Origin of the sequence: Aeromonas lusitana (genome assembly GCF_002812985.1) — a bacterium.
Taxonomy (GTDB): domain Bacteria; phylum Pseudomonadota; class Gammaproteobacteria; order Enterobacterales; family Aeromonadaceae; genus Aeromonas; species Aeromonas lusitana.
The window spans coordinates 53,062-72,798 of the sequence record NZ_PGCP01000001.1 but is presented as its reverse complement, the minus strand read 5'-3'; the positions used below and the strand labels follow the sequence as shown (position 1 = coordinate 72,798).

18 protein-coding genes are annotated in these 19,737 nt (G+C 59.5%); 4 read left to right on the top strand and 14 right to left on the bottom strand.

All coding sequences use genetic code 11. The features are described 5' to 3' along the window. Positions 1 to 33 precede the first annotated feature (33 nt). The 14 genes from lpxB to rpsB all read right to left on the bottom strand — a co-directional run bounded on the left by lpxB (position 34) and on the right by rpsB (position 14,131). Positions 34 to 1,173: a lipid-A-disaccharide synthase gene (gene lpxB / locus CUC44_RS00345; protein WP_100858023.1), complete on the bottom strand. Its 1,140-nt coding sequence runs from the start codon at positions 1,171 to 1,173 to the stop codon at positions 34 to 36. Beyond that, complete coding sequence (gene lpxA, locus CUC44_RS00340) at positions 1,166 to 1,957, bottom strand: acyl-ACP--UDP-N-acetylglucosamine O-acyltransferase (protein WP_100858022.1); 792 nt, start codon at positions 1,955 to 1,957, stop codon at positions 1,166 to 1,168. Before lpxA ends, lpxB begins: the two co-directional genes overlap by 8 nt. A gap of 2 nt (positions 1,958 to 1,959) precedes the next feature. After that, the gene (gene fabZ, locus CUC44_RS00335) at positions 1,960 to 2,421 is read right to left on the bottom strand and encodes a 3-hydroxyacyl-ACP dehydratase FabZ (protein ID WP_100858021.1); all 462 of its coding nucleotides are present in this window, start codon (positions 2,419 to 2,421) and stop codon (positions 1,960 to 1,962) included. Between the two features lie 24 nt (positions 2,422 to 2,445). Beyond that, entirely contained in the window at positions 2,446 to 3,465 is a 1,020-nt protein-coding gene (lpxD, locus tag CUC44_RS00330) for a UDP-3-O-(3-hydroxymyristoyl)glucosamine N-acyltransferase (protein WP_100858109.1), read from the bottom strand. 3 nt (positions 3,466 to 3,468) lie between these two features. Continuing rightward, positions 3,469 to 3,981 carry an OmpH/Skp family outer membrane protein gene (locus CUC44_RS00325; protein WP_100858020.1) on the bottom strand — a complete coding sequence of 171 codons (513 nt, stop codon included), beginning with the start codon at positions 3,979 to 3,981 and terminating at the stop codon, positions 3,469 to 3,471. A gap of 149 nt (positions 3,982 to 4,130) precedes the next feature. Next, positions 4,131 to 6,554, bottom strand: a complete 2,424-nt coding sequence (gene bamA / locus CUC44_RS00320; RefSeq protein ID WP_100858019.1) for an outer membrane protein assembly factor BamA — start codon at positions 6,552 to 6,554, stop codon at positions 4,131 to 4,133. Positions 6,555 to 6,588: 34 nt separating this feature from the next. Then, positions 6,589 to 7,941: a sigma E protease regulator RseP gene (gene rseP / locus CUC44_RS00315; protein WP_100858018.1), complete on the bottom strand. Its 1,353-nt coding sequence runs from the start codon at positions 7,939 to 7,941 to the stop codon at positions 6,589 to 6,591. A 64-nt stretch (positions 7,942 to 8,005) separates the two neighbouring features. Beyond that, positions 8,006 to 9,205 carry a 1-deoxy-D-xylulose-5-phosphate reductoisomerase gene (gene ispC / locus CUC44_RS00310; protein WP_100858017.1) on the bottom strand — a complete coding sequence of 400 codons (1,200 nt, stop codon included), beginning with the start codon at positions 9,203 to 9,205 and terminating at the stop codon, positions 8,006 to 8,008. A 67-nt stretch (positions 9,206 to 9,272) separates the two neighbouring features. Beyond that, entirely contained in the window at positions 9,273 to 10,130 is an 858-nt protein-coding gene (locus CUC44_RS00305; RefSeq protein WP_100858016.1) for a phosphatidate cytidylyltransferase, read from the bottom strand. Between the two features lie 25 nt (positions 10,131 to 10,155). Next, positions 10,156 to 10,932, bottom strand: coding sequence for a polyprenyl diphosphate synthase (uppS, locus tag CUC44_RS00300; RefSeq protein WP_100858015.1), 777 nt, complete (start codon positions 10,930 to 10,932; stop codon positions 10,156 to 10,158). Positions 10,933 to 11,004: 72 nt separating this feature from the next. Then, positions 11,005 to 11,562 carry a ribosome recycling factor gene (gene frr / locus CUC44_RS00295; RefSeq protein ID WP_100858014.1) on the bottom strand — a complete coding sequence of 186 codons (558 nt, stop codon included), beginning with the start codon at positions 11,560 to 11,562 and terminating at the stop codon, positions 11,005 to 11,007. A gap of 48 nt (positions 11,563 to 11,610) precedes the next feature. Then, on the bottom strand, positions 11,611 to 12,345 hold the full coding sequence (pyrH, locus tag CUC44_RS00290) for a UMP kinase (RefSeq protein ID WP_033132047.1): 735 nt from the start codon (positions 12,343 to 12,345) through the stop codon (positions 11,611 to 11,613). A 71-nt stretch (positions 12,346 to 12,416) separates the two neighbouring features. Then, the gene (tsf, locus tag CUC44_RS00285) at positions 12,417 to 13,298 is read right to left on the bottom strand and encodes a translation elongation factor Ts (RefSeq protein ID WP_100858013.1); all 882 of its coding nucleotides are present in this window, start codon (positions 13,296 to 13,298) and stop codon (positions 12,417 to 12,419) included. A 104-nt stretch (positions 13,299 to 13,402) separates the two neighbouring features. Further along, positions 13,403 to 14,131 carry a 30S ribosomal protein S2 gene (gene rpsB, locus CUC44_RS00280; RefSeq protein ID WP_100858012.1) on the bottom strand — a complete coding sequence of 243 codons (729 nt, stop codon included), beginning with the start codon at positions 14,129 to 14,131 and terminating at the stop codon, positions 13,403 to 13,405. A 359-nt stretch (positions 14,132 to 14,490) separates the two neighbouring features. On the opposite strand from rpsB, the gene map reads away from it, so the two are divergent. From map to CUC44_RS00260, 4 genes are all read left to right on the top strand, one after another. Next, positions 14,491 to 15,279: a type I methionyl aminopeptidase gene (gene map / locus CUC44_RS00275; protein ID WP_100858011.1), complete on the top strand. Its 789-nt coding sequence runs from the start codon at positions 14,491 to 14,493 to the stop codon at positions 15,277 to 15,279. 52 nt (positions 15,280 to 15,331) lie between these two features. Continuing rightward, complete coding sequence (gene glnD, locus CUC44_RS00270; protein WP_100858010.1) at positions 15,332 to 18,028, top strand: bifunctional uridylyltransferase/uridylyl-removing protein GlnD; 2,697 nt, start codon at positions 15,332 to 15,334, stop codon at positions 18,026 to 18,028. A 135-nt stretch (positions 18,029 to 18,163) separates the two neighbouring features. Then, the gene (gene dapD, locus CUC44_RS00265) at positions 18,164 to 18,991 is read left to right on the top strand and encodes a 2,3,4,5-tetrahydropyridine-2,6-dicarboxylate N-succinyltransferase (protein ID WP_100858009.1); all 828 of its coding nucleotides are present in this window, start codon (positions 18,164 to 18,166) and stop codon (positions 18,989 to 18,991) included. 257 nt (positions 18,992 to 19,248) lie between these two features. Beyond that, positions 19,249 to 19,632: a DUF3461 family protein gene (locus tag CUC44_RS00260; RefSeq protein WP_033132132.1), complete on the top strand. Its 384-nt coding sequence runs from the start codon at positions 19,249 to 19,251 to the stop codon at positions 19,630 to 19,632. Positions 19,633 to 19,737 lie beyond the last annotated feature (105 nt).

Sequence of the window (19,737 nt, the reverse complement as noted above, 5' to 3'; positions counted from 1 at the left end):
AACATCACGCTTATAGCGCCCGTTATAGCCAATCTATCTGCCCAACAGCTCGGCCACGGCGTCGGCGGCCTGCACATCGGCGTTGCAACGGATTTTCTTGTGCAGACGGGTGAAGGTCGCGATGAGTTCACTGTTGTCGTTATCGAGCAACTTGCTCACCTCGTCCACCAGGTTGCAAGGGGTGCACTCGTGCTGGATGAGCTCGGGCACCAGCATCTTGTCCGCCAAGAGGTTCGGCAGGGAGACATAATCCGTCTTCACCAGCCACTGGGCCAGCCAATAGCTGAACGGCTTGAGTTTGTAGCCCACCACCATGGGTTTTTTCACCAGCATGGCTTCCAGCGCCGCTGTGCCGGAGGCGAGCATGACCACATCGGCGGCGATCATGGCCTCGCGGCCCTGGCCGTCGAGGAACACCATGTTGAGATCCGGCGCCACCTCGGCCTTGATGGCCAGGAACTGCTCGCGCCGCTTCTGGTTGACCAGGGGCACGATGAAGCCGAGATCCGGGCAGTGCACCGTCAGGTGCTTGCACGCCTCGAGGAACACGGGAGCCATGAAGCCCACCTCGGCGGTGCGGCTGCCCGGCAGTACCGCCAGCCAGCGGCGGGACGGGTCTATGCCCAGCTCCTTGCGCACTGCGGCCTGATCCGGTTCAAGCGGGATGGCATCGGCCATGGTGTGACCGACGAAGCGGCACGGCGCATCGAAGCGGTCGTAGAAGGCTTTCTCGAACGGCAGGAAGGCGAGCACCATGTCGGTGGCGGCCTTGATCTTGTGAATGCGGCTCTGGCGCCAGGCCCAGACGGAGGGGCTGACGTAATGAACCGTCTTGATACCGGCGCGGCGCAGTTTCAGCTCCACCCCGATATTGAAATCCGGTGCGTCCACGCCGATGAAGATATCGGGCGGATTGGCAATGAAGTGGCGCAGCAGCTCGCGGCGCACCTGCAGGATGCGGGGCAGACGGCCGAGCACCTCGCTGATGCCCATGACGGAAAGCTCTTCCATCTCGAACAGTGCCTTGACGCCGAGGGCCTGCATGCCAGGCCCGGCGATGCCTTCAAACTGGGCGTCGGGGTAGCGGGCCTGCAGCTCGCGTACCAGACCGGCAGCCAGTATGTCGCCGGAGGTCTCTCCGGCGACGATGCCGATGCGAATAGGCTTAGGCACGAATGATCCCGCGCTCATTGTCTTTGAGGAAATCGACATAGAGCTGGACGGCAGGTTCGCTGGCTGCCATCTCGGTCAGCACGGGAAGCACCTCTTCGATGGTCTTGCCGGAGCGGAAAATTTCTTTGTAGGCGCGTTTTACCGCAGAAATCGCTTCCGGGCTGTAGCCACGACGACGCAGTCCCTCGGAGTTGACCCCGAACGGCTTGGCGTAGTTGCCGGCGGCCATCACATAGGGCGGCACGTCCTTGTTCAGGGCGGCGCAGCCACCGACGAAGGCGTGGGAACCGACGCGGCCGAACTGGTGAATGGCGGAGAGGCCACCGAAGATGACGAAGTCACCGATCACCACGTGACCCGCCAGGGTCGCGTTGTTGGCGAAGATGCAGTTGTCACCGATGATGCAGTCGTGAGCCACGTGCACGTTGACCATGAACAGGTTGCCGCTGCCCACCTTGGTCAGGGAATTATCCTGAGTGGTGCCACGGTGCACCGTGCAGTTCTCGCGAAACACGTTGTTGTCGCCGATCTCGAGGAAGGTACGCTCGCCGGCGTACTTCTTGTCCTGGCAATCCTCACCGATGGAGGTGTGCTGGAAGATCTTGTTGCCGCGGCCAATCTTGGTCGGGCCCTTGATCAACACATGGGAGCTCACCCAGGTGTTATCGCCGATTTCCACCTCGGCTCCAATGACGGAGAAGGGGCCGATCTCAACCCCTTTGCCGATCACTGCAGACTCATGGACGATGGCGGTATCGTGAATGATGGCAGTCTGGTCGATCACGGTTACACCTCGCGTTTGGCGCACATCAGTTCGGCGGTGCAGACAATTTCACCGTTGACGGTGGCGACACCGGTGAACTTGGCGATGCCGCGGCGCTCTTTCAGGAACTCCACGTCCAGCACCAGCTGATCGCCAGGGCCGACCGGGCGCTTGAAGCGGGCGTTGTCGATGGACGCAAAGTAATAGAGTTCGTTGGGGGACGGCTTGCCCACCATGGTAAAGGCCAGGATGCCGGTGGCTTGCGCCATGGCTTCCAGGATCAGCACGCCAGGGAACACCGGCTTGGCCGGGAAGTGGCCTTGAAAGATCGGCTCGTTGAACGAGACGTTCTTGATGGCACGCAGGGTCTTGCGCTCATCGCTGATCTCGTAATTCTCCACCTTGTCCACCATCAGGAACGGATAACGGTGGGGCAGCAGATCCATGATTTCCTGGATGCCCAGGCTCTTCTTTTCAGTAGTCAAAACAGTACCCTATACCAATCGTGGTTATTCTTGATCCAGCTTTTTCTCAATTCGGCTCAATCGCTTGTGCATCTCTTCGATACGCATCACCCGGGCGGCGGTCTTGCGCCACTCTTTATTGGTTTGCAGGGGGATGCCGGAGGAGTAGACACCGGGCTCGGTAATGGGTCGCATCACCATGGCCATACCGGTGACGGTGGCCTGGTCGCAGATCTCCATGTGCCCGTTAAAGACGGAAGCGCCGCCAATGATACAGTATTTGCCGACCTTGAGACTACCGGCCATCACGGTCGAGCCCGCCACGGCGGTGCCGTAGCCAATCTCGACGTTGTGGGCGATCTGGCACTGGTTGTCGATGATGACGTTATCCGCGATGCGGGTATCTTCCAGCGCACCCCGGTCTATGGTGGTACAGGCACCGATCTCGACCCGGTTGCCAATGGTCACGCCACCGAGCTGGGGGATCTTGATCCACTCGCCACGCTCGTTCGCATAACCGAAACCATCTGCCCCGATCACGGTGCCGGCTTGCACCAGACAATCCGTGCCCAGGGTCACGTTGTGATAGAGGGTGACGTTGGCCCACAACCGGGAGCGCGCTCCCAGTCGGGTATTCTTGCCAACGAAACAACCCGGGCCGATGCGCACGTCATCCCCCAGCACGACGCCGGACTCGATGACCGCATTGGCACCGATGGCCACTCTCTCGCCCAGCTGTACGTCCGCGGCGATGACGGCGCTCGGATGGATATCCGTGGCCGGCTGCGGCGTGGTGTCCAGCAGTTGGGCTACCCGGGCAAACCCCACATAGGGGTCTTTGAGCACCAGGGCATTGGTGGGACAAAAAGGCAAATCCGCCTCAGTGATGAGCACGGCCGTGGCCTTGCTCTGCTCCAGATAGGGCCGGTACTTCTTGTTGGACAGGAAGGTAATGTCCCCGTCGCCGGCCTTTTCCAGTGTCGCTACCTTGCGGATTTCCTGGGTCCCATCGCCATGGACCTGGGCCCCCAGTTGCTGGGCCAGCTGTGCGAGAGTGAATGCCATCAATTAGTTGCTCTTGCTTACCTGAGAAATAACCTGGGAAGAGATGTCCAGCTTGCTGGCGGCATACGGGGCGGCATTGCGCTCCAGCACCAGATCGTAACCATTGCTCTTGGCGATGGAGTCGATAGCAGCCTGCACCTTGGTCAGGATCTTGTTACGCTCTTCCGCCTGACGACGGCCATTGTCCTGCTCGAAGGCTTGACGCTTCTGGTTGAACTCCATTTGCAGCTTAGCCAGTTTCTCCTGGTTCTGCTTCTTCTGCTCGTTGCTCATGAAGGCTTCATCCTTCTTGAACTTTTCGACCAGTTTCTGACCATCGGACTCGAGTTTTTGCAGCTCACGCATGCGCGGTTCGAATTCGCCCTTCAGCTTCTTGGCCACGGCATCACGCTGGGGCAGCTTTTGGAAGACTTCGCTCATGTCGACCACGGCAATCTTGGTCTCAGCCCAGGCGGAGCCCATACCGGCAGCCATCAGTGCAAAACTCAAACCAGCTACTTTCAACGCTTTATTCACACTTACTCCTTGGTCCCTCGGTTGAGGGCTACCTGATTTACCTGATTATGCAAGCGATCCCGGGGATCGGCTTGTTACCTGGTGAGGCACGCAGGCTGCGCGTCCCATCATTGAATACCCCCACCTGAGTGGGGGTGCGTCCGCGCCAGTTAGAAGGTACGGCCGATGTTGAACGAGAACACTTCGGTATCGTCCCCTTCGTACTTCTTGAGCGGCTGGGCCAACACGAAGACCAGCGGGCCCATGGGGGAGAGCCATTGCAGTGACAGACCGGCGGACATACGGATGTTGCTGGGGTCCGAATAGTCCATCAGATAGTTACAGCCACTGAAGCAGCGGTTCTGATAGTCACTGTAGTTGAAGGTAGTGTCCCATACGGTACCCGCATCGATGAAGAAGCTGGTCCGCAGCTGGGGCTGATAGCTCTCGGAGGCAAACGGCGTCGGTACTATCATCTCGAGGGAGGCAACCGCCAATGCGTTGCCCCCGACCGAGCTGTCGGTACCCTGGATGACGTCGTTACCGCCCAGGTTGTAGTAGTAGAGCGCCTTCGGACCGACCGTGTTGCTCTTGAAGCCGCGCAGGGTGTCGAAGCCACCGGCATAGTAGTTCTCGAAGAACGGCAGCACATGATCGTAGTCGCCGTTGCTGCCGTAGCCGTTACCATAGGAGGCACGCGCCTTGGCCAGCATGACCCACTGGTGATCCGCATCAAACGGGAAATAATGTGCGTCTTCGGCGTTGAGCTTGAAGTACTGCAGGTCCATGCCGGGCACGGTCACCTTGGCGTTGACCCGCTGACGATCCCCCGCGGTCGGGAACTGGCCCTTGTTGAGGGTAGAACGGGTCCAGCCGGCGGTGACGTCGACGGTGTTGAACACCATGCGGTTCTCGCCGTCCAGGTTGGCCTGATAGACCTTCCAGAACTCATCCACCTGCACATAGGGGTTGGGCTGGGACAGCTTGTTGTTCTCGTAGCCCAGGCTGAAATCGAGACGGTTGTTCTCGTTGACCGGGAAACCACTGGAGAGGCGGAAGCCGATGGTGGTGTTCTCGTAGTCGACTATGTTGGCGTCGGCCGCACTGAACTTGTTGTAGTAGAGTCGGCCGCCCAGGCTGACACCGTCGACGGTGAAGTAGGGATCGTTATAGCTAAGATCGATGTTCTTCGAGTAGTCGTTGGTGCTGGCGTTGATACCGATCTTCTTGCCGGTACCCATGAAGTTGTCCTGCTGCAGACCTGCCTGCAGGCTCAGGCCCGATTCGGTACCGTAGCCGATACCGGCGTTGATGGAACCTGCCGGCTGCTCCTTGACCTTGAAGTCTAGATCGACCTGGTCATCGCTGCCCGGCACCCGCTTGGTGTCCACTTCGGCGGTCTCGAAGAAGCCGAGGCGGTTGAGACGGGTCTTGGACTGCTCGACGTTGTCGGAGGAGAGCCAGGTGCCTTCCATCTGACGCATCTCGCGACGCAGCACTTCGTCCTTGGTGGTGACGTTGCCGCTGAAGTTGATGTTACGCACGTAGACACGGGGACCCGGCTCCACGTTGACGATCAGCTCCACTTCCTTGGTCTTGTCGTTGACCTGGGGGAAGGTGACCACTTTCGGGTAGGCGTAGCCGTAACGACCGAGGAACTTGGAGAGCACCTCTTCGGTGTGGGTGACCTGGCTAGCGGAGTAGACGCTGCCGGCCTCGATGGGGATGAGGCCCTTCATCTCGCCACCGCGATCGATGAGATCGCCCTTGATCTGCACCCCGGAGACCTTGTACTGGTCCCCTTCCTTGATGTTCAGGGTGACGTAGACGCCTTTCTTGTCCGGGGTCATGGAGACCTGGGTGGACTCCTGGCTAAAGCGGATGTAGCCACGGTCCATGTAGTAGGAGCGCAGCACTTCGATATCGCCCGCCAGCTTCTGTTTCTGGTAGCGCTGGTCACCGGTGAAGTTCCACCAGGGCACATCGTCCTTGAGGGAGAGCTGGGCCAGCAGCTTCTCTTCCGGGAACACCTGGTTACCGACTATGTTGATCTGCTGGATCTTGGCCGCTTCCCCTTCCACGAAGGTGAACTTGAGATCGACCCGGTTGCGGGGCAGCGGGGTGACGATGGCCTTGACCTTGGCGGAGTATTTACCCACGCCGTAGTAGAAATCTTCGAGGCCCTTCTCGAGGGAGCTCAGCACGGTGCGATCCAGGGGATCACCCACCCGGATGCCGGAAGACTCCAGGCTCTGGGTCAGCTGCTCTTCCTTGATGTCCTTGTTGCCGGAGAACTCGATGCTGGAGATGGTCGGGCGTTCCTTCACCACGACTTGCAGCACCTGGCCGTCACGGTAGACCTTGACGTCTTCGAAGTTGCCGGAGGCATAGAGCCGCTTGATGGCGTTGGCCAGGGCCACGGAATCGACGGAATCACCGACCCGCACCGGCAGATTCAACAGGGCGGCGCCCAGGGTCACCCGCTGCAGACCCTCGACCTGAATGTCTTGCACCACAAAAGAGGCAGGGGCCGCCTGAGCCAGGAAGCTGGCTCCCAGCAGGCAACTCAACACCAATGCTTTTTTAACAGCCATTTTGTTCTTATGTGTCCTTGTTGATGCTCTAGCCTCAGAGGCGAGCGAAATCATTAAACAGCGCAATGCCCATCAGTAACATCAGAATGGCGGCGCCTATCCTGAACCCAACTTCCTGAATTTTTTCTGGTACCGGCTTGCCGGTGACTGCCTCGATGAGGAAGTAGACCAAATGGCCTCCATCCAGCACCGGCAGTGGGAACAGATTGATGATCCCCAGGTTGACGCTGATCAGCGCCAGGAAACCAAGGAAGTAAACCAACCCGTAATCGGCGCTGCTGCCGGCCCCCTTGGCGATGGAGATGGGGCCGCTCAGATTGTCCAGCGAGACGATGCCACCGATCAGTTTGCCAATCATGTCAAAGGTCAGCGTGATAAGGCTCCAGGTCTTCTGGACACCATGCCACAAGGCTTGCAAAGGCCCATACTGTAACAGAACTCGATACTCATCCGGTAATGGAACCAGTTGCGGCGACAGGCCGACAAACCCCATCAGCTGGCCGCGCACTTTTTTCGCATCCGGCGTCAGGCTCAGGGTGAGATCACTGCCGGCCCGCTCTACCGTCACCTGCAGCGGCTGCTCGGCAGATTGTTGTACTCGCTGGACGAACTGGGTCCATTCGGTAATCTCTTCATCCCCTACCCGCTTGATGCGATCGCCGACCTGCAGACCCGCCTTTTCGCTGGCGCTTTTAGGGACTATGGCATCCACCACGGGCAGCACCTTGCCACCGAGCGGCACTATGCCGAGGCTGCCGATGGGGGACTCTTTGTCCGGGTCAAACTTCCAGCCCGTCAGGGTAAGCGTCTTGTCGATGGCATAGCTGGTATCGGCGGCTTTGAGCTTGAGCTGGACCGCGTCATCGCCAAGGTGGCTGATGAGGGCATAGGTCACGGCTTCCCAATCCCCGGTCGCCTCATCGCCGACGCCGACTATCTCCATGCCGGGCAGGATGCCCGCCTCGGCCACGATGGACGCCGGACGCACCTCGCCGACCACAGGCTTGACGCTCGGGACACCAATCATGAACATCAGCCAGAAGGCGAACAGGGCGAACACGAAGTTCGCCATGGGGCCGGCGGCGACTATGGCCATCCGCGCCCAGACGCTCTTGTGATTGAAGGCCTGCGCCTCTTCACCCGGCTTGAGTTCATCGACTCGGCCGTCCAGCATCTTGACGTAACCGCCGAGCGGGATCAGGGCCAGCACGTACTCGGTGCCATCCTTGCCGATGCGGCGCCAGATAGCCTTGCCAAAACCGATGGAGAAACGCTCTACCTTGACGCCGCAGCGGCGCGCCACCCAGAAGTGGCCAAATTCATGCACCGCCACCAGCAGCCCGAGGGCAACGATGAAGGCGCCTATGTTCCACAAGACGCCGCCCATCAGTGCGTCACCTCGACATCATTCCCGAAGGCGTAGAGAGAGGCCAGAGGCCACCACAGTCCGTTCATCGAGCAAGTTCCTTTATCAGTTGCTGTGCATGGGCGCGCGCCATGCCATCCAGCGCAATCAGATCGTCCAGGGATCCGGCGGCACTGCGGCCCAGTGCCGTCATGATGGTTTCATTGACTCTGGCAATATCCATAAATCCGATCCGCTCTGCAAGAAAAGCCGCCACCGCCTCTTCATTGGCCGCATTGAGGGAGGTCGTTGCCGCCTGCCCTTCCTGGCAGGCGACCATGGCAAGCCGCAGGCAGGGATAGCGTTCGTAATCAGGACGAATAAAGCTGAATTCTCCGACACTGAAGAAATCCAAAGGTTCCACACCAGACTCAATCCTGCCCGGATAAGCCAGGGCATGGGCGATGGGGGTACACATGTCGGGGTTGCCAAGCTGGGCCAGCACGGAGCCATCCTTGTACTGCACCATGGAGTGGATCACCGACTGGGGATGGATCACCACCTGGATCTGCTCGGGGGCCGCATTGAACAGCCAGCGCGCCTCTATGTACTCCAGCCCCTTGTTGATCATGGTGGCGGAGTCCACCGAGATCTTGGCCCCCATGGACCAGTTCGGGTGGGCAACCGCCTGGGCCGGCGTGACTTTTGTCAGCTCGCCTATGTCGGTATAGCGGAACGGGCCGCCGGAGCCGGTCAGCAGTATCTTGCTGATGCCGGCCCCGGCCAAGTCGCAGAAGCCGGGTTGACGCTGGATGGCCTCGGGCAGGCACTGGAAGATGGCGTTATGTTCGCTGTCGATGGGCAGCAGCTCGGCCCCATGGTGGCGCACCGCCTCCATAAAGAAGGCGCCAGACATCACCAAGGCCTCTTTGTTGGCCAGCAGGATACGCTTGCCGGCGCGCACGGCGGCCATGGTCGGTGCCAGCCCGGCGGCGCCGACGATGGCCGCCATCACGCTGTGGGCATCGGGGTGAGCGGCCACTTCGCACAGGGCGTCCGCACCGGACAACACCTGGGTCGCTGCGCCGTGGGTCTTGAGGCGCTCGGCCAGCTCGCACGCAGCGCGCTCATCCACCATGACGGCGAAGCGGGGGGAAAATTCGAGGCAGTCGCGCAGCATGGTATCCACACTGTGGGCCGCCGTCAGCGCCAGCACTTGCCAGCGACCAGGATTTTGCCGCAACACCTTGAGGGTGCTCTGACCGATGGAGCCGGAGGCCCCCAGGATCACCAGAGAGTTGAGCATCAGGACTCCTGAACGAATAACTGACAGATGGGGCCAGAGGCCCCCCATATCATCAGCGAGCTAGGCATCAAAACTCCTGGCTGAGCAGCAGATAACTGAGCAGGAACACCGGCAGGGCGGCGGTCAGGCTGTCAATTCTGTCGAGAATGCCGCCGTGACCCGGTAGCAGGGTGCCGGAATCCTTGATGCCCGCTTCGCGCTTGAACATGCTCTCGGTGAGATCGCCGAGCACGGATGCCAGTACGGCCAGCAGGGAGCAGAGCAGCACCACCGCCATCTTGGCGGGTACGAAGCCCATGAACCAGGTGACACCGATGGCCAGCAGGCTCGCGGTAAACAGGCCGCCCAGCATGCCTTCGATGGTTTTACCCGGGCTCACGGCCGGCGCCAGCTTGTGCTTGCCGAACGCCTTGCCGAAAAAATACGCGCCAGAATCTGCCGCCCAGACCAGTCCCATCACAAACAGCAGGATCCAGGCGCCCATCATGGGGTCGTGATAGAAGTTGTAGCCACGGATCGCCACCAGTGACCAGAAGAAGGGTACCAGGGTCACCAGACCGAACAGGGATTTGAGCCAGATGGACTTTTTCCACAGACTGGCGCTCTGGGGATAGCGCAGCACCAGCAGCAGGCCCAGCAGCCACCAGCTGACCGCGGTCCACAGCACCCCCATCACCAAGGGATGCAGTTGCGGGAGCCAGAGTTGCTCCACCGGCACCCAGAACAGGCTGGCACCGAGCAGCAGACAGAACACCAGCGGCAGCCATTGCTGCGGCTTGGCGGAGACGAAGGCGCTCCACTCACGGCTTGCCAGCAGATAGACCAGGGCAGCCAGCAGGGCGAAGAATTTCAACGGCAGGAAAAACAGCGCCCCCAACACCATGGGCACTAGCAGTAATGCGGTAATAATTCGTTGTTTTAGCAAAAGAACCTCTCTCTTGGGAGCGGGTTTAACCGGTCTGGTGCTCGGCGATCAATTCCCGGATCTGTTCACCCGTACAGCCGAAACGACGCTCACGAGCCACGAAGGAGGCAACTGCCTCACTAAACTCGGCCTCATTGAAATCAGGCCAGAGTACCGGGGTAAAATAGAGCTCGGCATAGGCAAGCTGCCATAACACAAAATTGCTGATGCGATGATCGCCGCCGGTGCGGATCAACAGATCCACGGGGGGCAGGTCGGCCATGCATACCTCTTGCGCCAGTGCAGTCTCATCGACTGCCTCGACATCCAGGGTCCCCGCCGCCACGGCGCGAGCCAGCTTGCGAGCCGCCTGGGCTATGTCCCACTGACCGCCATAGTTGGCGGCGATATTGAGGGTCATCCCCTGATTGTTGGCGGTCAGCGCCTCGGCCTTGGCGATCTTGGCTTGCAGCCGATCGCTGAAACGGGCGGTGTCACCTATGACCTTGAGCCGGATGCCGTTGCTGTGCAGCTTGTTCACCTCACGGCCAAGTACCGTCATGAACAGCTCCATCAGGGCACTCACCTCCCCTTCCGGGCGGCGCCAGTTCTCGCTTGAAAAAGCAAATAACGTCAGCGCCTCCATCTTGGCGCGGGCGGCGAAGGTTACGGCCTCACGCACGGACTTCACGCCCGCCTTGTGACCAGAGACCCGCATCTTGCCACGGTTCTGCGCCCAACGGCCGTTACCATCCATGATGATGGCGACGTGCCGAGGCAAGGACGAGCTGGCGCTATCGCCTAGCGCTGCCAAAAGCGACATTCATTTCTCCCACAAAGACAAAAGCGCCGTGCAGGGGCACTACACGGCGCTCGTAATATACCTGTCGGAGGCTTAGATTTCCATTAGCTCCTTTTCCTTCGCGGCCAGAGCATCATCGACCAGCTTGATATAAGCGTCGGTGAGTTTCTGGATCTCTTCCTGAGCGCGACGGTCGTCATCTTCGGAGATCTCTTTGTCCTTGAGCAGCGCCTTGAAGTCGGCGTTGGCATCGCGACGGATGTTGCGCACGGCAACCCGGGCACCTTCCGCTTCGGCGCGGACGATCTTGGTCAGATCGCGACGGCGCTCTTCGGTCAGCGGCGGCAAAGGCACGCGCAGGGTCTGGCCGTTGCTGGACGGGTTCAGGCCCAGATCGGACATCAGGATGGCTTTTTCCACCGCCTGGATCATGGAGCGATCGAAGATGGAGATGGACAGGGTACGGGCATCTTCCGCCACCACGTTGGCCAACTGCTTCAGAGGAGTGGCAGCACCGTAATACTCCACCTGGATACCGTCGAGCAGGCTCGGGTGAGCACGGCCGGTACGGATCTTGGACATCTGGGTTTTGAGCGATTCCACGCTCTTGGCCATACGATCCTTGGCGTCGTTTTTAATCTCGTTGATCACAGTGGTTTTCCTTTTGGCGAACGAGCCGCCACGCGGCTCGTGTCTATCTTATTTAGCGATGTGATGGATCAGAGTGCCTTCCGGCTCACCCATGACAACCCGGCGCAGCGCACCCGGCTTGTTCATGTTGAACACCCGGATCGGCAGATCATGGTCACGGGCCAGGGTAAAGGCTGCAAGATCCATTACCTTGAGCTCTTTTTCAAGCACTTCGTTGTAGCTGAGCTCATGATACAGCACGGCGTCCGGATTCTTAACCGGATCCTCGTTGAATACACCATCAACCTTGGTGGCTTTCAGCACCACGTCGGCTTCGATCTCGATGCCACGCAGGCAGGCTGCGGAGTCGGTGGTGAAGAAGGGGTTGCCGGTACCGGCGGAGAAGATCACTACCTTGCCGGCGCGCAGCTGGCTGATGGCCTCGGCCCAGCTGTAGGAGTCACACACACCCTGCAGGGAGATGGCAGACATCAGGCGGGCATTCACATAAGCACGATGCAGGGCATCACGCATGGCCAGGCCGTTCATGACGGTCGCCAGCATGCCCATGTGGTCACCCACCACGCGGTTCATGCCCGCTTTGGCAAGACCGGCACCACGGAACAGGTTGCCGCCACCGATGACCAGACCAACCTGAACACCCAACTCAACCAGCTCTTTGATCTCTTGGGCCATCCGTTCCAGCACCGCCGGATCAATGCCGAAACCCTCGGATCCTTGCAGGGCTTCACCACTCAACTTCAGAAGAACACGTCTGTATGCAGGCTTGGGATTGGTACTCATGTCACTGATTCCTGGTCATATAAAGACCGCGACATAAGTCGCGGTCTGGGGAAACGGAAAAACCGGTTCGATTAGGCCTTCTGAGCGGCCGCGATCTGGGCTGCAACTTCAGCCGCGAAATCGGTCTCTTGCTTCTCGATGCCTTCGCCCACTTCGAAACGGGTGAAGGAGACAACGTCAGCGCCTTCTTTCTTCAGCAGCTCGGCAACAGTGATGGACGGATCCTTCACGAACGGTTGACCAGTCAGGGAAACCTCACCGGTGAACTTCTTCATGCGGCCTTCAACCATCTTCTCGGCGATGTCTTTCGGCTTGCCGGAGTTGATGGCGATGTCGATCTGAATTTCGCGCTCTTTGGCAACGACTTCAGCGGACACGTCTTCTGGCTTGACGAATTGCGGGCTGTTGGCAGCAACGTGCATGGCCAGGTCTTTGGCCAGCTCGGCGGTACCGCCAGTCAGCTTGGTGATAACACCGATGCGGGAACCGTGTACATAAGTACCCAGGTTGTCGCCTTCAACCAGCATCACGCGACGCAGGTTCATGTTCTCACCGATCTTGGCGATCAGGTTGGTGATGGTCAGCTCAACGGACTCGCCATTACCGAAGTCGGCCGCTTTCAGGGCGTCAACGTCAGCAATTTTCTGGGTCGCGGCGATGTCGGCGATCTTCTGGCCCATGGCCATGAAGCTGGCATCTTTGGCGACGAAGTCGGTTTCGCTGTTCAGCTCGATCATGGCAGCAATGTTGCCTTCGGTACGGGCGAAGATCACGCCTTCAGCGGCGATACGGCCCGCTTTCTTGGCGGCCTTGGCCTGACCGGATTTGCGCATGTTCTCGATTGCCAGCTCGATATCACCAGCAGCTTCTTCCAGTGCTTTTTTGCAATCCATCATGCCAGCGGCGGTGCGCTCGCGCAGTTCTTTTACCAGGGCGGCAGTAACGTTAGCCATGTCCAGTATCCTCGGTCTTGATTTGACAAGAAACAGGGGCCACAAGGGCCCCTGCTAACCAATTACATCAGCTTGGTTAATAAGGGCTTTTCAGTCCTTACTAATTACTCAGCTTCAACGAAGCCATCTTGTTCGGCTTGAACAACGATGTCCTGAGCGCGAGCTTCCAGTACGGTGTCAGCGGCAGCATTCAGGTACAGGTTAACAGCACGGATAGCATCGTCGTTACCCGGGATGACATAGTCAACGCCGTCCGGGTTGGAGTTGGTATCAACGATGGAAACTACCGGGATACCCAGGTTGTTGGCTTCTTTGATAGCGATGTGCTCGTGGTCGGCATCGACAACGAACAGAACGTCAGGCAGGCCGCCCATGTTCTTGATACCACCCAGGCTCTTCTCCAGCTTGTCCATTTCGCGAGTACGCATCAGCGCCTCTTTCTTGGTCAGCTTCTCGAAGGTACCGTCTTGGCTCTGGGTTTCCAGATCTTTCAGGCGCTTGATGGACTGACGAACGGTTTTCCAGTTGGTCAGCATGCCGCCCAGCCAGCGGTGGTTAACATAGAACTGGTCGCAACGAACAGCGGCATCTTTAACAGCTTCAGACGCGGCACGCTTGGTACCAACGAACAGTACCTTGCCTTTCTTGGCAGCTACGGAGCTGATGAAGTTCATGGCATCGTCAAACATCGGAACGGTTTTTTCCAAGTTGATGATGTGAACCTTGCTGCGGGCGCCGAAGATGTAGGACTTCATTTTCGGGTTCCAGTAACGAGTCTGGTGACCGAAGTGAACGCCGGCTTGCAGCATGTCGCGCATAGAAACTTTAGCCATTTTATACCTCTGTATTGGGGTTAGGCCTCCACACATCCCATGTAACCGACCCCAAAGGGGCACCCCGGTACAGGTGTCGATGTGTGTGTGTTATTGAGTAAGGGTGATGGAAGAGGACACAAGTTCCCCATTCCGGCGCGCTTTATACCATAAGTTTGGTCAGGACACCACCAAGCGCGCCCCTAAAAATGGATCCCGGGACTCGAGTTGCGACGGCTGGCTGACGTTGTGATGACAATCACACTGGAAGTAAGCGAGGGTTGGGGATAAAATTTTGCCCTGATTGCAAACGCATCTATTTTTCATTACCTGATGATGACTCATCGACAAGATGAACATCAGGCCGCAAGAGAGATCCCATGTCCATCAAGATCAAGACTCCGGAAGAGATTGAAAAAATGCGCGTCGCCTGCCAGCTGGCTGCCGACGTGCTGATCATGATCGCCCCCCATGTCAAAGCCGGCGTGACCACCGACGAGCTCAACACCCTGTGCCACGACTTCATCGTCAACGTGCAGCAAGCCATCCCGGCACCGCTGAACTATCACGGTTTTCCCAAGTCCATCTGCACCTCGGTGAACGATGTGATCTGTCACGGCATTCCCAACCACAAGAAACTGCGGGAAGGGGACATCATCAACCTGGACATCACCGTCATCAAGGACGGCTATCACGGCGACACCTCCGCCATGTTCATCGTCGGCCAGACCACGCCGCTGCGCCGTCAGCTGTGCAAGGTGGCTCAGGACAGCCTGTACGCCGCCATCAAGCGGGTCCGTCCCGGCATGTGCATTACCGAGATCGGCGCCGTGATCCAGCCCATCGTCGAGCAGGCCGGCTTCTCCGTGGTGCGCGACTACTGTGGCCACGGCATCGGTGCCGAGTTCCATGAAGAGCCGCAGATCCTGCACTATCGCAACGGCGGCAAGCTGGAGCTCAAACCCGGCATGTGCTTCACCATAGAGCCCATGGTCAACAGCAAGAAGTATCACTGCCGCGTCAACCCGAAGGATGGCTGGACCGTGACCACCAAGGATGGCGGTGATTCCGCCCAGTGGGAGCACACCCTGCTAGTCACCGAGGATGGCTGCGAGGTGATGACCCTGCGCCCCGATGACACTATCGACCGCTTCATCAAACACGGTTAACATCAAACCCCGGCCCATGCCGGGGTTTGTGTTTTCAAGACGACGAGATGCCATGGACGCCAGCCTGCTTTCCCCCCATTTGTTGCCCGACGATCAGCTCACCCGCGAGAACTGCAAGGAGTACCTGAGCCGTTTCCTCGCCTGGCTCCATGCCCGCTTCGACGCCGGTGACAACATCATAGAACTGGTGGCCACCCGCTCCGAATACATGGATGAGCTGCTGACCCGGCTGTGGCAGAAATTCGGCTTCGACAAGACCCCCCTCACCCTGATCGCCGTGGGGGGCTATGGCCGGGGTGAATTGCACCCCCATTCCGACATCGATCTGCTCATCCTCTATGAAGGGGACGAGCTGGACGAGGTGCTGGGGCTGCGCATCGGCGAGTTCATCACCCTCTTGTGGGATCTCAAGCTGGAGGTGGGGCAATCGGTGCGCAACGTGAGCGAGTGCATCGAGCAGGGCCGGGCCGACATCACGGTCGCCACCAACCTCATAGAGGCGCGCTACATCACGGGTCGCCTGGCTGGCTTTGAGCAGTTGCAGGCCGCCACCCAGCCCCAGCACTTCTGGCCGAGCGAGGAGTTCTTTCGCGCCAAGCGCGAGGAGCAGAGCCTGCGCCACCAGCAGTTCCTCGGCACCGCCTACAAGCTCGAGCCGGATCTCAAGAGCAACCCTGGCGGCCTTCGCGACATCCAGACCCTGGCCTGGGTCGCCCGCCGCCACTTCGGCGCCACCACCTTGTTCGAGATGACCAGCCACGGCTTCCTCAACCGGGCCGAGTACCGCGAACTGCTGGACTGCCAGAACTTCCTGTGGAAGGTGCGCTTCGCCCTGCACATGGCCATCAACAAGGGGGACAACCGCCTGCTGTTCGATCGCCAGCGCACCGTGGCCCAGATGCTGGGCTTCGAGGGGGAAGGCAATGGCCCGGTCGAGCAGATGATGAAGCGCTTCTACCAGACGGTACGGCGGGTGGCCGAGCTCAACGAGATGTTACTGCAGCTGTTTGACGAGGCCATCCTCGGCAACACCGCCATGGACGTGCGCCGCATCAGCGACGAATTCCAGCTGCGGGGCCGGCTCATCGATGCGGTGGATTCGGAGCTGTTCGGCCGGGATCCCGCCGCCATACTGCGGCTCTTCTACCAGATAGCCCAGCACCCAGAGATAGTCGGCATTCACTCCGCCACCCTGCGCCAATTGCGGGAGGCCAGACGCACCCTCAGCTGCTGGCTGCAGGATCTGCCCGAGTGCCGGCGCCTCTTCATGGCGCTGCTGCGCCACCCGGGCGGCATAGGCCAGCCGCTCACTCTGATGCATAAGTACGGGATCCTCGCGGCCTATCTGCCCCAGTGGAACCTTATCGTCGGCCAGATGCAGTTCGACATGTTCCACGCCTACACTGTGGATGAGCACACCCATCGTCTGCTGCAGAACATTCATCGCTTCGCCAATCCGGCCAGCCGGCAGACCCATCCGCTCTGCCACGAGGTGTTCACCCAGTTGCGCAAGCCCGAGCTGCTCAGCATCGCCGCCCTGTTCCACGATATCGCCAAGGGCCGGCGCGGCGATCACTCCGAACTGGGCGCCGTCGATGCCCTGGAGTTTTGCCAGTTGCACGGGCTGGATCGCTACGAGAGTCGCCTGGTGGCCTGGCTGGTGCGCCATCATCTGCTGATGTCGGTCACCGCCCAGCGCCGGGACATCTATGACCCAGAAGTGGTGAGCGATTTTGCCCAGAAGGTGCGCGACGAATTGCACCTCGACCTGCTCTACTGCCTGACCGTGGCCGACATCTGCGCCACCAATGACACCCTCTGGAACGACTGGAAGGGCACCTTGCTGCGGGAGCTCTACTTCGCCACCCAGAAGGCGCTACGCCAGGGGCTGGAGAACCCGCCGGACATGCGCCTCAAGATCCGCGAGAACCAGCGCCAGGCCAGGCAGATCCTGGCCCAGCGCGAGGTGTCAGAAGAGGCGGTCAATGCCCTGTGGAGCGACTTCAAGGCCGACTACTTCCTGCGCCACAGTCCGGAGCAGATCGCCTGGCACAGCCGCAAGATCCTCAAGCACGGCGACAATCCGGCGCCCCTGGTACTCATCGGCAAGCAGCCCACCCGCGGGGGCAGCGAGGTGTTCATCTATTGCCGTGACACCCCCAACCTGTTCGCCACCGTGGCCTCGGCCCTGGATCAGAAGAACCTCAACATCCACGACGCCCAGATCATGAGCTCTCACAGCGGCTATGTGCTGGATACCTTCATCGTGCTGGAGCCGACCGGGGATCCCATCAGCCCGAACCGCACCGCCACCATCAAGAAGGCGCTGGAGAAGGCGCTGCAGGAGCCGGGCAAGCTGGTGCTGCGCAGCAAACCCCTGTCCCGGCGCCATCGCCAGTTCAGCGTGCCGACCCGGGTGGTGTTCCTGCCCCACAAGGGCCCGAACCAGCGCGAGGCACGCCACACATTGCTGGAGCTGACGGCGCTGGATACCCCTGGCCTCTTGGCCCGCATCGGCGCCGTGTTCCAGCAGTGCGGCTTGTCGCTTCATGCGGCCAAGATCACCACCATAGGCGAGCGGGTAGAGGATTTCTTCAGCCTCACTACCCTGGCCGGTGAACCCCTGACCCTGGCTGAGCAGCAGGCGCTGGAGGAGCGGCTGGTCAATCAGCTCAACCCCCAGCCCCCCGGGGAAGAGGGTGACGAGGGATCGGATAACGGCCTCAGTGGACGCCGGATTTCGTTCTGATTTATCAATCAGAACAAGCCTTTGAACAAACAACGCACAATAAACCGCCGCTCTTTCGAAGAAATCGGCCGGGGCCCTTAAAAACAATTGGAAAAGTGTGATACAACAAACGGAATTTTTTAAAGGAAACCTGTCATGACCGAGTTGCAACAGATCATCGAAGCGGCCTTTGAACGCCGTGATTCCATCACTCCCGGCTCCGTCGATGCCGCCACCAAGACCGCCATCCTGGAGGCCATCGAGCTGCTGGACTCAGGCCGTGCCCGGGTCGCCGAGAAGATTGCCGGCGAGTGGGTGGTTCACCAGTGGTTGAAGAAGGCGGTACTGCTCTATTTCCGCATCAATGACAACGGCATCATCAAGGGCGACGACGCCCAGTACTACGACAAGGTTCCCCTCAAGTTCTCCGGCTACAGCGCCGAGCAGTTCAAGGCCGCCGGTGTGCGCGTGGTGCCGCCGGCAACCGCCCGCAAAGGCTCCTTCATCGCTCCCAATACAGTGCTGATGCCCTCCTACGTCAACATCGGCGCCTTCGTCGATGAAGGCACCATGGTCGACACCTGGGCCACCGTCGGTTCCTGCGCCCAGATCGGCAAGAACGTCCACCTCTCCGGCGGCGTTGGCATCGGCGGCGTGCTGGAGCCGCTGCAGGCCAACCCGACCATCATCGAGGACAACTGCTTCATCGGTGCTCGCTCCGAAGTCGTGGAAGGCGTGATCGTCGAGGAAGGTTCCGTCATCTCCATGGGCGTCTTCATCGGCCAGTCCACCCGCATCTATGACCGCGAAACCGGCGAGATCCACTACGGCCGCGTACCGGCTGGCTCAGTGGTCGTTTCCGGCTCCCTGCCCTCCAAGTGCGGCAAGTACAGCCTGTACGCCGCCGTCATCGTAAAGAAGGTGGATGCCAAGACCCGCGCCAAGGTCGGCATCAACGCCCTGCTGCGTTCCATCGACGAATAATGTCCGGCTGACACAGCGGAACAAAAAAGGCGCCTGATGGCGCCTTTTTTAGATCTGTGCCTCTCCCCAGGCCTTGGCAGCCAAGGCTGATATCCGCAGCATCCCCCTTATTCTGCTGAACGCTGTAGCGAGTCTTGATCAGTTACCAGAAAGGTTCTTTTGGGGCCCTTTTGGAATTTGGCGCCCCTGTCACAGGCAAGCCACAGAGGCTCGGTTAAGATAGATGGGTCAGGATCGTTTCAAACCGAGGAAGCCCGATGTACGAGAATCTGAAGAGCCTGGGGATCCAGGAACCCACCTCAGTGGACAGCTATACCCTGCGCCAGGAGGCCAATCACGACATCCTCAAGATCTACTTCAAGAAGCAGAAGGGCGAGTTCTTCGCCAAGAGTGTCAAATTCAAATACCCGCGCCAGCGCAAGACCATGCTGATCGACTCAGGCACCCACGAGTACAAGGATGTCACCGAGATCAACGCCAACCTCAAGTACGTGGTGGATGAGCTGGACAACCTGACCCAGGGCGTGCACGTGCAGGCGGACCCGGACATCAAGCAGAAGATTTTGCGTGACCTGCGCCACCTGGAAAAAGTGGTGCAGAACAAGATAAGCGAGATAGAGCGGGATCTGGAGAAGTTGTAGATCTCACTCCATTGTAAAAAGGCGCCACAGGGCGCCTTTTTTAGTAGCAAAAGCAGTGAAATCCGCCACCAGATTTAACACAAGCAGTCTGTTTATCTGCCACCA

What these genes read in the sequence shown, in the direction of transcription:
- lpxD (WP_100858109.1), bottom strand. Translation starts at nt 3,465, where the DNA reads ATGGCATTCACTCTCGCACAGCTGGCCCAGCAACTGGGGGCCCAGGTC.
- bamA (WP_100858019.1), bottom strand. Translation starts at nt 6,554, where the DNA reads ATGGCTGTTAAAAAAGCATTGGTGTTGAGTTGCCTGCTGGGAGCCAGC.
- rseP (WP_100858018.1), bottom strand. Translation starts at nt 7,941, where the DNA reads ATGGGCGGCGTCTTGTGGAACATAGGCGCCTTCATCGTTGCCCTCGGG.
- ispC (WP_100858017.1), bottom strand. Translation starts at nt 9,205, where the DNA reads ATGCTCAACTCTCTGGTGATCCTGGGGGCCTCCGGCTCCATCGGTCAG.
- uppS (WP_100858015.1), bottom strand. Translation starts at nt 10,932, where the DNA reads ATGTCGCTTTTGGCAGCGCTAGGCGATAGCGCCAGCTCGTCCTTGCCT.
- pyrH (WP_033132047.1), bottom strand. Translation starts at nt 12,345, where the DNA reads ATGAGTACCAATCCCAAGCCTGCATACAGACGTGTTCTTCTGAAGTTG.
- tsf (WP_100858013.1), bottom strand. Translation starts at nt 13,298, where the DNA reads ATGGCTAACGTTACTGCCGCCCTGGTAAAAGAACTGCGCGAGCGCACC.
- rpsB (WP_100858012.1), bottom strand. Translation starts at nt 14,131, where the DNA reads ATGGCTAAAGTTTCTATGCGCGACATGCTGCAAGCCGGCGTTCACTTC.
- map (WP_100858011.1), top strand. Translation starts at nt 14,491, where the DNA reads ATGTCCATCAAGATCAAGACTCCGGAAGAGATTGAAAAAATGCGCGTC.
- glnD (WP_100858010.1), top strand. Translation starts at nt 15,332, where the DNA reads ATGGACGCCAGCCTGCTTTCCCCCCATTTGTTGCCCGACGATCAGCTC.
- dapD (WP_100858009.1), top strand. Translation starts at nt 18,164, where the DNA reads ATGACCGAGTTGCAACAGATCATCGAAGCGGCCTTTGAACGCCGTGAT.
- CUC44_RS00260 (WP_033132132.1), top strand. Translation starts at nt 19,249, where the DNA reads ATGTACGAGAATCTGAAGAGCCTGGGGATCCAGGAACCCACCTCAGTG.